The sequence below is a fragment of the Mastigocoleus testarum BC008 genome (genome assembly GCF_001456025.1).
In the GTDB taxonomy this organism is placed as follows: Bacteria; Cyanobacteriota; Cyanobacteriia; order Cyanobacteriales; family Nostocaceae; genus Mastigocoleus; species Mastigocoleus testarum.
In genome coordinates this window covers 20,947-35,188 of sequence record NZ_LMTZ01000136.1, presented here as the reverse complement: position 1 = coordinate 35,188, position 14,242 = coordinate 20,947, and the positions used below count along the sequence as shown (strand labels likewise).

The 14,242-nt window shown below is 40.0% G+C and carries 10 protein-coding genes; 6 read left to right on the top strand and 4 right to left on the bottom strand.

From position 1 onward, the window contains the following. Window positions 1-79: 79 nt before the first annotated feature. The 4 genes from BC008_RS36030 to BC008_RS36015 all read right to left on the bottom strand — a co-directional run bounded on the left by BC008_RS36030 (window position 80) and on the right by BC008_RS36015 (window position 6,900). A complete protein-coding gene (locus tag BC008_RS36030; RefSeq protein WP_082650693.1) occupies window positions 80-1,204 on the bottom strand; it encodes a photosynthetic reaction center family protein in 1,125 nt (374 codons plus the stop codon). Window positions 1,205-1,768: 564 nt separating this feature from the next. Then, window positions 1,769-2,140, bottom strand: a complete 372-nt coding sequence (locus tag BC008_RS36025) for a response regulator (protein ID WP_027844094.1) — start codon at window positions 2,138-2,140, stop codon at window positions 1,769-1,771. Between the two features lie 234 nt (window positions 2,141-2,374). Beyond that, window positions 2,375-5,008 (bottom strand): ATP-binding protein, encoded by a 2,634-nt coding sequence (locus BC008_RS36020; RefSeq protein ID WP_036267670.1) that lies wholly within the window; start codon window positions 5,006-5,008, stop codon window positions 2,375-2,377. A gap of 35 nt (window positions 5,009-5,043) precedes the next feature. Next, window positions 5,044-6,900, bottom strand: coding sequence for a response regulator (locus BC008_RS36015; protein ID WP_027845867.1), 1,857 nt, complete (start codon window positions 6,898-6,900; stop codon window positions 5,044-5,046). Between the two features lie 826 nt (window positions 6,901-7,726). Here BC008_RS36015 and psbA point away from each other — a divergent pair. From psbA to apcD (BC008_RS35985), 6 genes are all read left to right on the top strand, one after another. Next, complete coding sequence (gene psbA / locus BC008_RS36010) at window positions 7,727-8,821, top strand: photosystem II q(b) protein (protein ID WP_027845866.1); 1,095 nt, start codon at window positions 7,727-7,729, stop codon at window positions 8,819-8,821. Between the two features lie 430 nt (window positions 8,822-9,251). Further along, window positions 9,252-9,728 carry an allophycocyanin subunit alpha-B gene (gene apcD, locus BC008_RS36005; protein ID WP_027845865.1) on the top strand — a complete coding sequence of 159 codons (477 nt, stop codon included), beginning with the start codon at window positions 9,252-9,254 and terminating at the stop codon, window positions 9,726-9,728. Window positions 9,729-9,897: 169 nt separating this feature from the next. Then, on the top strand, window positions 9,898-10,383 hold the full coding sequence (locus tag BC008_RS36000) for a globin family protein (RefSeq protein WP_027843157.1): 486 nt from the start codon (window positions 9,898-9,900) through the stop codon (window positions 10,381-10,383). A gap of 229 nt (window positions 10,384-10,612) precedes the next feature. Next, on the top strand, window positions 10,613-11,092 hold the full coding sequence (gene apcD, locus BC008_RS35995) for an allophycocyanin subunit alpha-B (RefSeq protein WP_027843158.1): 480 nt from the start codon (window positions 10,613-10,615) through the stop codon (window positions 11,090-11,092). 79 nt (window positions 11,093-11,171) lie between these two features. Next, window positions 11,172-13,535 (top strand): phycobilisome rod-core linker polypeptide, encoded by a 2,364-nt coding sequence (locus tag BC008_RS35990; RefSeq protein WP_036265308.1) that lies wholly within the window; start codon window positions 11,172-11,174, stop codon window positions 13,533-13,535. Next, window positions 13,522-14,043 (top strand): allophycocyanin subunit alpha-B, encoded by a 522-nt coding sequence (gene apcD, locus BC008_RS35985; RefSeq protein WP_027843159.1) that lies wholly within the window; start codon window positions 13,522-13,524, stop codon window positions 14,041-14,043. The genes BC008_RS35990 and apcD (BC008_RS35985) overlap by 14 nt, the downstream gene beginning before the upstream one ends. Window positions 14,044-14,242: the final 199 nt, after the last annotated feature.

Sequence of the window (14,242 nt, the reverse complement as noted above, 5' to 3'; positions counted from 1 at the left end):
GTAGTGTGCTGATTAAGACCCAATCGCCAATCCCTATATGCCGCTTGCGGCGGCATGCAGTGCTATCCCTAATCCCCAATCACTTCACAGGTATTACCAGGTTGGATGATATATCTAAGGGAAAAGAGTATACTTTTCCTTCATCCATTACTTTTATTCCCAAGTCAGCCCAGCCGATAGAGTCTGCCCAGCTATTTATTATCCGCCCTTGCTTATCGTGTATGTGGCGATTGAAATTCAAGCCATTGATGTCAAATGCCATAGTGACTACACCCAAAGCCGCTGACCAAATACCTATAACTGGTACAGCTGCCAATAATAAGTGCAAGTTACGCTTATTTGTGAAGCTCAAGCGATGCCATGCAAGTCTTCCTAAATAGTCGTGGGCTGCCATCAAATCGTAAGTTGCTTCTTTTTGCCCAAACTTATAACGACAGTTGATTGACTCATCTTCGCTGACTTTTTGAACCAGAGTTGAGGTCACTAAGGAACCGTGCATTGCACTTAAAAATGCTCCTCCCAAAACCCCAACCACTCCAATCATGTGGAATGGGTTCATAAGAAAGTTGTGTTCGGCTTGTAGCCTGAACATAAAGTAAAAAGTTCCGGAAATACCCAAAGGCATTCCCTCACAGAAGCCTCCTTGTCCTACTGGATAGACTAATAAAACTGCAGCTGCAGCACTTACTGGAGCCGAAAAGGCTAAACTAATCCAAGGACGCATTCCCAAACGATAGCTTAACTCCCATTCCCGATCCTGATAGCAATAAATGCCAATCAAAAAGTGCAGTACAATCAGCTGATACGGACCTCCGTTGTACAGCCATTGATCAAAGGAAGCTGCAGCCCACATAGGATAAAAGTGTAAACCAATTGCTGCCGATGTGGGGACAACAGCGGCAGTGATAATATTATTACCGCCCAACAAAGAGCCACTTATTGGTTCTCCCCAACCATTAATATCTACGGGGGGAGCGGCAATAAATGCAATAATAAAAGTGATCGCTGCGGTAGAAAGAGTAGGTATCATCACCAGTCCAAACCAGCCAATATATAGACGATTATCAGTACTGGTTACCCACCGACAAAATCTTTCCCATAGCGAGATACTTATGCGTTTTTCTAAAACATTGCTTTGATTTTGGCAACCTAAACCAAAATTACCATTGGTCGAGGTCGCAACTGTGCGTTCGGACTGTACCATGAAGGTTAATGGCTCCTTCTCTTAGGTAAGGGTGAAAATCACCCGTAATTATTACCTCACGGATAAATCCGGGAGTTTAAATAAAGGTGAATCTAAGAATTTACACCATGTTCATTCTTGAGCCAGAGGCTCTATCTTTTTGTTACCAGGTTGAACCTAGTAAGAACGATACTGAGATTTTATGATTGAAAAATTATTGTGCACTTCGAATCATTTATCCGCGTGTATGTTAACTCAACCTCAGGAAATTAGCGGCACATAGCATGGCTGCTAATAAAAGAAGGATTCAGGAGTCAAAAGGAGTATTCTGCAAAAAAATAGATTTGACTCCTTATTCCTTCGTTGAGGGGATAGCAATAGTCCAAAATTGCTAAATCTGCGTCCTAATACGGCAATCCAAAATTTCCAATTGTGTAACTCAACTAGTTTCTTTTTGAAGAATAAGAAAAAAATCTGAAGAACTTATGAAGGAGGAGGTTATATTTAAAAAAAGTTACATTTATAGCAGAATTTAGGAGTCAGGAGTCAGAAGTCAGGAGTTAAAAGTCAGAAGTCGTATAAATTTCAACTTGTAAGTGCTTGTGTAATTTCGTCAGCCAAAGTAAACGGATCGTAGGGCTTAGTGATTACTCCCGCCACATGAAGTTGGGTAAAGCGTCGCCGTTCGGCAGGTTGAGTCTTAGCTGTCAATAAAATCACTGGGATATTTTGAGTAAGAGGATTATCTTGCAATCTCTCGAAGGTTGTCAGTCCATCCATCTCGGGCATCATTACATCTAAAAGAATAGCATCGGGCTGTTCGGCTGCAGCCGTAACTAAACCTTCTTTACCCGAACTAGCACTCAGGACTTCCCATTCACCTAAAATTTCCAGACAAAGTTGAGTTGCTTCGCGGATATCTTGTTCATCATCAATGATTAATATACGTTTGTTCATTTTTCATTTGTCATTTATCATTGGTCTGGGATTGCTATTTCCTTATGGAAACGCAATACCTATAGCTGCGCTACCTGCGGATCCGTTACGCTGCGCTAGGCGCTAGCTCGCTAACCTTACGTCGCAATGACATAAACCTGTTGTCCGTTGATAATTCCTGTACTTATTACTTATTACTCATTACTTATTACTTATTACTCATTACTTATTACTAGCAATTAGATTTTAACCATACTACTGATTACTAACAGGTAAGGTGAAGTAAAAGGTACTACCATCCCCTAAATTACTTTCAACCCAAATTCTGCCTCCGTGTTGCTGTACAATACTACGACAGATTGCTAACCCCAAGCCAGTACCTCCTTGATTGCGAGAGTTAGAAGCATCAACTTGTTGAAAACGACCAAAAATTGTTTCTAGTTTATCTTCAGGAATCCCGCGACCTTGATCTATTACTTGAAATATTATTTGAGAATCTTGGAGTTTGGCACTGAGGTACACTGTACTGCGTGGCTGCGAAAATTTAATCGCATTGCTAAGTAAGTTAGTAAGTGTTTGAATGATTCTATCTGGATCTGCCCATAAGTGGGTTTCAACTGGTGCCAAAATCAGATTAATTTCTGCTTTTTCAGCCATTGCTTGCATTTCATCTACTGCTTGAGTCATCAATTCAGCAGCATTGCAATTTTGTTTTTCCATTGTCACTTTCCCGGAATTGATGCGCTCAATATCAAGGATATCGTTAATGAGGCGTACCAAACGGTTAGTATTGTCGAAGGCAATTTCCAGCATTCGCTGACTTTTCGCTGGTTGATTTTTCAGAGAACCGTGGGTAAGTAAACCCAAAGCGCTACGAATAGAAGTTAGGGGTGTCCGCAGTTCGTGGCTTACTACTGAAACAAACTCATTCTTCATTCGTTCTACTATTTGTCGCTCAGTGATATCTTTAAAAATTACAACTGCACCGACAATCTTACCTTGTTCTCTAATTGGCGTACTTACATACTCAACAGGGAATTTTGTTCCATCATGATGATGAAATATATCTCCAGTAATATATTGTACTGCTCCTGTTCTCAGAGTGTGACAAATCGGATTTTCTTCCCAAGAATAAAGAGTTCCGTCAGGTTTTAAGTGTTTCAATATGGTGTGCATAAATCCATCTCCAGATTCATGCAGAAATTTGGGGAGGATGTAAGTGGGATAAGTGTTTAAATCCTTATTGGCAATAGAAACAATCAGTTCTTCCACCTGATATCCTAGCATTCTAGCTGCCGCCGGATTGATAAACGTGAGTTTACCTTGGGAATCCAAACCATAAATTCCCTCGCCAGCAGAGTTTAAAATTAATTCACTTTGCCGACTCAGACGTTCTAAGGAAGCTTTTGCTTGTTTGCGATCGCTAATTTCTCGTACCAATTCTGTATTAGCACGTTGCAATTCTGTTGTTCGTTCCTGCACTCGCTGTTCTAGTTCGGCATTCAAAGCACAGATTTTGATTTCTGCTAGCTTGCGTTCTTCAATGTCTTGCTGCAAACTCGCATTTAGACTGTGTACTTGCTGGTACAGTTGATATTGATGAATTGCCGTGGCAAAATGACCTCCTAGAGCACGAGCAAGTTCAATTTCTGCATTAGTCCATCCTTGGGCTTGACCTTGCTTAAATTCCCGCCATGTTTCAAAAGATATTATGGGGCGCTGTTGTCGTGGGTCATCGCGATCTGGTCGTCGCGCCCACAAAGTTTCGATCTCAATTTCACGGCGAAAAACACTCAAATAACCCAAATGCTTTTGGCGAGATTGCAACTCTATAACTAGCAAGCTACGAACTCCTGCACCATCAAATGTATCAGCTAAATATTCTGGTAATGCTAATTGATGTAAATCTGCGATCGCCCAAGTTTGTTTTCCCGGAGAGACAGTTTCTTGTGTATCTAACCACTTTTGCCAAGTATGATGCTCTTCAAAAGGAATTGGTGATTGTTCCAGAACCTTTTCTCCACTTTCTTTTTCCTGGACCCCATTCTTATCAACTCCCCAGTCGCCACAGACAAATAGTTGTGCCTCTTCTTTATGGTTTGGGGGAGCGATATAAACTCTGCCACCCGCAGATTGAAGAGCAGATACAGTTAATTCTAATGCCTGTTGCAACCGCATCTCGGTCATAGAATGTAACAGTTTTCCTACTCGATTAATAGTGGCTTCCTGTGCTGCTTGAGCCCGGGTTTGTTCGAGCAAGGTACTTTGGGCGATCGCAATGGAAAGTTGATCTGCAACTAACTGTACTATTTGTAATTCTCGCTCTGTTACCTGTCGTGGCGAACTATGATGAGATACCAACAATCCCCATAATTGTTCGCGGTGCAAAATCGGCACTAATAAAGATGATTGTACCCCCATTGATGTGAGATATTCTATATGACAAGGGTCTACGGAACGAAAGCGAATATCATCTTGAGTTATTGACTCTCCAGTTTCTGGACAATCTAATGGACTCAGAGCAATTTCCTGATTTGCTACATCCACAATTGAACGCTGACGTGCTTTAAGAAATAACTCCCTTACTTCAGGGGGGATATCATCAGCGGGAAAATGTTGTCCTAACAGAGATGGTAAAGATTCCTCAGCAACTGATTCAGCAACTACTTCACCACTACCATCTGGGTCAAAACGATATACTTTAACCCGATCAGTTTCCAAGAATGTACGTACTTCTGCAACAGTTCCTGTTAAGATTGCTGGTAATTCCAGAGATTGACGAATTCGATTCATCATTCTATGTAGCAGCATTTCCACAGAGGCGATTGTCTTTTCACCTGTAGGACTAGATTTACCTGATATTTGAGGTGATGGGTTGTTAGGCTGCATTATCTACTGACAAATATAAGGATTAGAAGTCATAACTAATTAGCTATAGTATTAATCGTTCTAAGTAATCTTACTCGCTCTAAACGGTTGAATATGTGAGTCACTAGTTCCGATCCAATCATGGATTTACTTAAACATTCGTTCGCACCTGCATTAAATGCTTTTTCCATGGTGCTAGTATCAGTGTGAACTGTGAAGAAGATGATAGGTAATTCGCTCCAACGAGGTTCATTCCTTACTATTTGGCATAATTCAATACCACTAACATGAGGCATTTCCACGTCAAGAATCAACAAATCTGGGGAATTCTTCGCTAAAATATCCCAGAACCATAATGGTTCATCTAGTGTAAAAATTTTTAGTCCGCAAGGTTCTAGTAATTCACCTAAAAATTCCAAAACTTGTGGGTCGTCATCAACCACCATAACTTTACCCGTTTCTGAACGGTTTTGTGTCGAAAAGTTGGACACTACTTCTAATAAATGCTCGGGAAGTAATGGTTTTTGTAAAAATACATGAGTAACCAATCGAGACAGTTTTACCCGGTTGGATAAATTATCGTCAGCCGTACACAATATAACTGGTATTGGTGGTGTAGTATTTACTAATTTTGCTAGACAATTCCAACAGTCTTCATTTGCTTTATTAAAAGGGAGGTTGAGCAAAATTACATCAAGTTGAAACTTGGTTAATGCTTTTTTTGCTGCGATTAAGTTTCTTACTAGTTTTATACGTATTCCTGATGCAGAAGCTAATTTGAGTATTGTTTTTGCAAATTGTAAATCATCATCGATCGCCACAATCGCCGGATAGTCATTATATTGTGTTGAGAAATCACCCCGTTCGAATGCAGGTTTGTCTAGTTCTTGACGTAAAAGCTTTACTAAATCTCCTAAATGAAGTAAGTCATTACGATTTAAGATTACTTCCGATTTCAATATTTGTTCTATCTCCCTAGCAAGACGCGAACCTTCGTTAAAACCAAAAATACCTAATCCTCCGGCTAACTTATGTGCTTCAGAGTAACCTTTTACCCTTAATTCTTTTTCTAGGGAGTTATCTTCCAATGCAGTAATGATTTTTTCTAGGACTTCTATGCGATCAGTATTTTGTGGTTTGAGTTTTCCCCATGCTTGAGTCAATACTTCTTTAGTTTGTTCCTTTTTCTTACTTTTCTTTGTTTCAGATTTGAGTAGAGATGCTTTCAAAGGAGAATTTACAGATCCTTTGAGGCGATAACCTAATCCATATACCGTCTCAATGAAATCGCTTGGTGCTCCTGCTTTTGTCAGTTTTTGTCGCAAACCTTTGATATGTGCTGTAACTGTATCTTCTTTAGGTGCTTCTTCTATAGACCAAAGGCGGTCTAAAATATCACTTCTGCTAAAGACAATATTACGATTACGAAGAAAAAGCTCTAATAAAAGATACTCCTTGGGAGTAAGACTGAGTAGATTACCGTCATAAGTAACTTCGCAGCTTCCAGGAATCAAACGTAGGTTTTCCCATTCCAAAACAGCTTGTATTGGTTTGTTATTCCGACGTAGTAAAACACGAACTCGAGCTAATAATTCTTTGACTTCAAAAGGTTTAACAACATAATCATCTGCTCCTGCATCCAATCCCAAAACTTTATCGGAACTGGAGTTTTGAGCTGTTAATAAGAGAATAGGTGTTTGATAGTTATGAGAACGTAATTTCTGACAAAGCTCAATACCACCCAATCGGGGTAAGACAACATCCAGCAAAATTAAATCATAGGTAGAAGCTTCCACCAATTCCCAACCAAGCAAACCATTATCAGCAACATCAACAATGTAATGCTGACTGCCAAGAACTTCTTCTAAGGCTTTGGCAGTGCACTCGTCATCTTCAACAACTAGGATTCTCATTTAAAATCACCCTGGTGCACCTAAGACTAGATTTAGATCGGCAGAGATACGAAAAAACACTGAAAAATCAATCGCGATAGCGTTAGGCGAACGCAAAAAGTACTACTAGCAAACAAGTCTGCGATATTATGATGCATAGACATGGATATTATCTATGGTTTACATACGACAATCTACTATTGAAAGCATATTTTTTAAATTGTTTTATTAGAAATCATTATTAACGGGTTTGTCACTCAAAAGTTATCTAGCTTCAATAAAAATTAAACTTGTTTACTTAAATTTATATTGGATGAGTTATCAATCTAAATTAAATGAAAACTTAAATCTACTAGTCAACATTCTTGGAAGACGACCCGGTGGGTGATCTCTACAAACCTCTTTTCCTCCTAACACCTAATCGTCCCTAAGGACGCGGTCTGTCCTGACTCCTACTACAAAAAAATATTATTAGAAAAATAGTTAATTTTTGTAACAAAAACAACATTCTTCATTAGTTCTTCATTTTTATTCAATATCCTTTCTTCATAAACCTGAAGCTAGATTTTTGGGAAAGCCAAATTGGTACTTCAGACTGCAGAAAAAACTTCCCCGTCGCATCTTAACATTATCAAGTTGTTGCAATGGGGAATTTCTAAGGATATATTTGTGAGCCGCTTAGCACCACATAACGCTAGCGGAGTGAGGGCTGTTCTGCTAGTCGTTGTAACTAATAAACATCTAATTTCCTGTCTCATAAACCAATTAAAGGCTACTTAAAACGGTAAGTAGCAATTTCATTTCTTTACATTTTTCTGATAGATACTCAAATACCGTTGCGGAACTTATGACTACATTTTCACAACAGCAGCCTAGACCCCTTTCCCTATGGGAAAAGTTCTGTAATTGGGTCACTAGTACTGAAAATCGACTTTATATAGGTTGGTTTGGGGTTTTAATGATTCCTCTACTGGGAGTCTCCACTTGCGTTTTTATTATCGCCTTTATTGCAGCTCCACCCGTAGATATTGACGGCATTCGCGAACCACTATCAGGTTCGCTACTTTATGGCAACAATATTATTACTGGTGCGGTCGTACCTACCTCCAATGCAATTGGCTTACACTTCTACCCAATTTGGGAAGCTGCTTCCATGGATGAATGGCTATATAATGGCGGCCCATATCAGATGATAGCTTTTCATTACATCCCAGCCCTTGCTTGCTATATGGGTCGGGAGTGGGAGCTTTCTTACCGTTTGGGTATGCGTCCGTGGATTGCTGTTGCTTATAGTGCTCCACTTGCCGCAACTACATCAGTATTCCTGATTTATCCCATCGGACAAGGTAGCTTCTCTGATGGTTTACCTATGGGTATAAGCGGCACCTTTAACTTCATGTTTGTCTTCCAAGCCGAACATAACATCCTTATGAATCCTTTTCATATGTTAGGAGTCGCTGGAGTACTTGGAGGGTCCTTATTCTGTGCAATGCACGGTTCTCTTGTCACCTCTAGTATTGTACGGGAGACTACTGAATCAGAATCCCAAAACTATGGTTACAAATTTGGACAAGAGCAAGAAACATACAACATTGTTGCAGCACATGGCTATTTTGGTCGTCTGATATTCCAATATGCTAGCTTCAACAATAGTCGCTCATTACATTTCTTTCTTGCGGCTTGGCCTGTAATTTGCATTTGGGCGACTGCTATAGGTATCAGTACCATGGCATTCAACCTGAACGGATTCAACTTTAATAATTCGATTCTTGATTCAGAGGGTCGGGTACTTCCTAGTTGGGCCGATCTATTAAATCGAGCAAATCTGGGCTTTGAAGTGATGCACGAACGGAATGCTCACAATTTTCCACTCGATCTTGCTTGTGGTGAAGCTGTTCCTGTAAATGTTTCCTTCAAAGCTCCAGCATTAGCCGCTTCTTAAAGGTAAGTAAAAGAGAAGAAGAAGGGAGAATTTAATTGCAAATTTTTCCCTACTTCTCCCTCTCACCTTGCTTTTATCCCTTACCTATCGGGACCTGGACATTTTTCATTCAAAAAACAGTCTCAAAGCTTCATAAATCAATGGTTTTACGTCAATTGATTGTTTTCTGAATATATCTAGGTTATTGCTAAAGCCACACTGGACGCTTACACCGACGCCGCAAACTCTAGCTGCGCTAAGTTCTGAGCGATTAAGAGCAATTTTTAGCACTTTGAAGTTAATCCTTTGTCATGACTCGCTTTGAGGCTGTTTCTCACTTTTTTGTTGTCTATGTCCCGCTATTCACCTTCATATCAAGTTATTAGTCAGTAGAAACAACTAATGACTAATAACCAACAACTAATAATCAATAAATAATAAGGAGTAAGTAATGAGCGTTGTCACCGAATTGATTCTTAATGCTGATAGTGAAGCCCGATATCCTGCTCCTAAAGAATTAAGAATATTTCAAGACTTCTTAAAAACGGGAGATCAGAGAATTCGGATTGCCAAAATATTGGCAGACAATGAGCAACAAATTGTCCAAAACGGCAGTATGAGATTTTGGGAACGCTGTCCTAATACTCCAAGTAATAGCGGTAACGAACGTAAAACAGCTTCTTGTCAGCGCGACCAGGGATGGTATGTACGCTTAGTAGCTTATTCAATCTTGGCTGGTAGTGAAAAACCCCTTGAAGAAATTGGTACTGTTGGCATTAAAGAAATGTACAACAATTTAGAGATACCATTGAGAAATTTAGTTGAGGCTATGCGTTGCGTCAAAGAAGAAGCTGTATCAATGATGAGTGAAGAAGATGCAGTTGAAGTAGGACCTTATTTTGACTATATAATTCAGGCTCTTTCTTAATTTTTGATTCCTAATCTTTAACTCAGAATACATAGCAGAATTCAGGAGTCAGGAGTCAGGAGTCAGGAGTCAGGATTTAAAACTTTTTTATATATGGTAATGAAGAATTGATCCTGTACCTGATTGATTTGCAATACACTGTAAAAACTTCGTTTGGAAAATTTAGATTATGCAAGATGCAATTACTGCTTTGATTAATTCTTCTGACGTTCAAGGCAAATATCTAGATAATACTTCCTTGGAGAAATTAGAACACTATTTCCATACTGGTGACATGCGGGCGCGATCTGCTACTGTTGTCAGCGCTAATGCTAAAAATATCGTAACTCAGACTGTTGCTAAGTCCTTGCTTTACACAGATATTACAGCTCCTGGTGGAAATATGTACACTTGTCGTCGTTACGCTGCTTGCGTACGTGACTTAGACTATTTTCTGCGCTATGCGACTTATGCCATGTTAGCTGGTGATGTTTCAATTTTAGATGAACGTATCCTTAATGGCTTAAGGGAAACTTATAATTCTCTGGGAGTTCCCGTTGGTGGAACTATCCGAGCAGTGCAAGCGATGAAAGAAGTTGTCGGTAGTATGCTAGGTGCTGAAGCTGGTAAAGAAATGGGTGTTTACTTTGATTACATTGCTGCTGGTCTAAGTTGAAAAGTATTTTTAGTTAAGCCACAAATCTTTTTATAGCAATGGACATATAAGTTAGGACATTATTTTTGGTAAAAAGGGAATGGGGAACAGGGAACGCGTGAATCGTGACCAAAACAGGGAACGGATAAGAAAAAATGTCCTAACAATGATGACTACTGTTATAGCAGTTAATAGTTGATAGTTAATACACCTAAATATCAACTGTAAGCACACTACAAGTAGGATTGTCATGAGCATCATTACAAGATCAATTGCTCAAGCTGACCGAGAAGCTCGTTATCTAAATGCGGGAGAATTAAGTGCAATCCTAGATTTTTACGAAAGTGGACTTTCTCGGATTCGTCTAGCCACAATTCTCGCTGAAAATGAACAAAAAATTGTGGAAAAAGCCAGTTTGAGATTTTGGGAACGGTGTCCTGATACACCCAGTAATAGTGGTAATAAAACTTATAGGGCTTCATGTTTGCGAGACCAAAGTTGGTATGTTCGTCTGATTACTTATTCTATAGTGGTGGGAGACGTGGAACCTTTGGCAAAAATCGGCACTATTGGGGTGAAGGAAATGTACGAATCCCTGGAAATTCCACTCCCAAATTTAGTTGAAGCTATTCGTTCTCTCAAAGAAGCTTCTTTAGAACTTTTATCTCTGAAAGATGTCACCGAAGTTGCACCTTATTTTGACTACTTGATCCAAGGATTGATGGCTTGAGTAGGAGTTGGCGACTAGGGATTAGTGACTAGGGATTGGGAGAACATTGGTAAGGGATAAGTGACAAAGGAAAAATTAAATGAGTGTAAAAGTAAGTGGTGGTAGCCCAGTTATCCATCCACAACAATATCAGACTTTACCTATTGCAGTTATTTCTCAAGCGGAACAAAGAGACCGTTGCTTAACACGTACTGAGTTTCAAGAACTAAAGTCTTTTTTTAGTTCTGGTGAGCTACGATTGGAAATTGCTGCAATCTTAACTAATAATTCAGATGAAATAGTGTCTGCTGGGGCAAACCGTATTTTTGTTGGCGGTTCGCCAATGGATTATCTAGAAAAGCCTCAAGAACAGGTAGCGATGCCAGGTTCGGGTTACTATGTTGGTGAAGATTATCTCACTGCGGCAATCAGGAATCGTGTTGTTCCAGTTAAAGAACGTCTCAAACTAATTAAAGCTCCAAATATTTTTGCTCCTGTTAGAGCTTGGTGGGAACAAGCACGAACACTTTTTACTGACAGAGATCCACTTCCTGGTGGTTTTCGCTTTATCAATATTTCTCGCTATGGACCAAAAAGAATGAAAAGGTCTATGCGAGACTTGTCATGGTTTTTGCGTTACATTACCTACGCCATTGTTGCTGGGGACCCTAGCATTCTCACAGTTAATGTCCGAGGCTTACGTGGAGTAATGCCAGAAGATATAACGGAAGCTACCGTTGTTGCTCTCAAGGAAATGCGGCGGATCTCGGTTAGTTATTTACAGGATAATACTGAGGCGACAAACGTTATTAAGTATTATTTTGATGTTTTGATTTCCGAGTATCTTGAGGAAAAACCTCCAGTCAAACTTAGGATTGGAGTTTCCAATGAGCAGCAAGGTTTGGTCTTACCTGAAAGTTATGCGATCGCATCCCAACACCGACCAAAATTTGTTATGAAGTCGGTTCTACCGGAAACGGAAAAGCAAGTAGTTATAACAGCCGCTTATCGTCAAGTTTTTGAGCGTGACATTACTGCAACATATGCTTTTCCTGGTACTGAACTAGAATCTCAACTTAAGGGTGGACAAATCTCCATGAAAGAGTTTGTTCGGAGGCTGGGTAAATCTCGCCTCTACCGGACACTTTTTTATGAGCCTTATACAATCAGTCGTATTATAGAACTGGCGATACGTCACTTTTTAGGTCGTGGCTTAAGTTCTTTAACAGAGTTTCAAGAATATTTTGCAGTTATAACCAAAGGTGGTTTACCTAAACTGGTAGATACTTTGGTAGATTGCCAAGAATACAGCGATTATTTTGGTGAGGAGACAGTACCATATTTGCGTGGTTTGGGTCAAGAAGCTCAGGAATGTCGTAATTGGGGTCCGCAAATAGATTTATTCAAGTATAGTGCACCCGTTCGTAAAGTTCCCCAGTTTGTCACACTGTTTGCTAAATATCAAAAACCATTACCCGATCATCACCCTTATGGTTGTGGTAATGACCCATTAGAAATTCAATTTGGTGCAATCTTTCCTCAAGAAACCCGGAACCCTCATCCCGAACCTGCATTCTTTAACAAAGATACTCGTCGGATTTTGATTAATTGCGCTTCGCCGGTTCAGAATGCAAATCAGACCAACTATTGCAAAGTACCAGGTTCTTTGGGAAGAGTAATGAAGCTAGAACATGTAGAGAAGTTTTTTGTTCATTCTCTACAAGATAGCCAAAAATCAGATGATACAGTTAATAATAAAAAGCAACAAGAACTTAGTGTAAGTTTAGCCAGACATTCACCCGAAGCGGTAATTAGAGGAGCTTATCGACAGGTATTTGGGCGTGAGTTATTAGAAGGTCAACGTTTAGCAACTGCAGAGACCAAGCTCAAGGGTGGCGAAATTACAATGCGGGAGTTTATCCGTCAGTTAGCTAAGTCTAATTGGTTTCGTCAGATGTATTGGGAAAAACTCTACATTACTAAAGCAATTGAATATATTCATCGACGTTTGTTAGGTCGTCCTACCTATGGACGAGAAGAAATGAATCGCTACTATGATATTTGTGCTACCAAAGGATTTTACGTTCTGATAGATGAAATTATCAACAACCCCGAATATATAGAAGTTTTTGGGGAAAATACAGTTCCTCATGAGCGTTATGTTACACCCAGAGGTTTTGCAATGCGCCGTTCTCGATCGGTTGAGGCTGTAACTGTAAATTTACAGGCTAAATCCTCCGTTTCATCACCATCTGAACTGGATGCATTTATTCCCAAGCATCGCAATGTCCCAAAACAACTTTTCTGGTCAGAATTTGCTGACATGCAACAGCAAAACTCCGAACATGTATCCAACAACTCAAAATCAGAGTTAGTAGCACAAAGCATGACGCAGTTCCAAGAGCCAATAACCGATTCTCAAAATACTGGCTCTCAAAATGAGGATAATTATGAGTATAGTTAAACAAGTCATTCTTAATGCTGACGAAGAACTGCGTTATCCTAGTCCCGGCGAAATTCACATGATTCAAAAATTTTGTCACTCCGGGACGCAGCGAATTCGAATTGCTACAACTTTGGCGAAAAACCAAAGGCGCTTGGTAGAAAGAGGTAGTAATAGATTCTGGAAGGTGTGTCCTAATACCCCCAGTAATAGTGGCAATATGAGAAAGACATCTTCATGTCAGCGCGATCAAGGTTGGTATATTCGTTTAGTTGCTTATTGTGTTTTGGCTGGTAACGAACAGCCATTAACAGAAATTGGCATTGTCGGCATGAAAGAAATGTACAAATCTTTAGGTATACCCTTGGCTAATTGGGTAGAAGCATTGTGCTGTATTAAAGAAGAAGCACGAGAACTTTTAGGTGATGACGATGCAGCTTTCGTTATCCCTTATTTTGACCACATAATTCAAGCCCTTGCTCTACCCGGTACCCCTTACTTTGTAAACGATGGTAATCCGGATTGGTGATGTGGGGATTGGGGACTGGGGTGAGCCCGCGCCTAACGGCGAATGGCGACTGGGGATTGGCGATTAGGTTTTATATTCACTCAACCTATGGCTAACGCCACGCCCTAAGCTGCGCCGATGCTGTTCACTTTCGGTGCTTTTCAAGCTCTTAGCGTAGCTGAGAGCGGATCCGCGAACACCTTTCACCACTCATTACTCA

What these genes read in the sequence shown, in the direction of transcription:
- BC008_RS36020 (WP_036267670.1), bottom strand. Translation starts at nt 5,008, where the DNA reads ATGCAGCCTAACAACCCATCACCTCAAATATCAGGTAAATCTAGTCCT.
- BC008_RS36025 (WP_027844094.1), bottom strand. Translation starts at nt 2,140, where the DNA reads ATGAACAAACGTATATTAATCATTGATGATGAACAAGATATCCGCGAA.
- psbA (WP_027845866.1), top strand. Translation starts at nt 7,727, where the DNA reads ATGACTACATTTTCACAACAGCAGCCTAGACCCCTTTCCCTATGGGAA.
- apcD (WP_027845865.1), top strand. Translation starts at nt 9,252, where the DNA reads ATGAGCGTTGTCACCGAATTGATTCTTAATGCTGATAGTGAAGCCCGA.
- apcD (WP_027843159.1), top strand. Translation starts at nt 13,522, where the DNA reads ATGAGTATAGTTAAACAAGTCATTCTTAATGCTGACGAAGAACTGCGT.
- BC008_RS36000 (WP_027843157.1), top strand. Translation starts at nt 9,898, where the DNA reads ATGCAAGATGCAATTACTGCTTTGATTAATTCTTCTGACGTTCAAGGC.
- apcD (WP_027843158.1), top strand. Translation starts at nt 10,613, where the DNA reads ATGAGCATCATTACAAGATCAATTGCTCAAGCTGACCGAGAAGCTCGT.
- BC008_RS35990 (WP_036265308.1), top strand. Translation starts at nt 11,172, where the DNA reads ATGAGTGTAAAAGTAAGTGGTGGTAGCCCAGTTATCCATCCACAACAA.
- BC008_RS36015 (WP_027845867.1), bottom strand. Translation starts at nt 6,900, where the DNA reads ATGAGAATCCTAGTTGTTGAAGATGACGAGTGCACTGCCAAAGCCTTA.
- BC008_RS36030 (WP_082650693.1), bottom strand. Translation starts at nt 1,204, where the DNA reads ATGGTACAGTCCGAACGCACAGTTGCGACCTCGACCAATGGTAATTTT.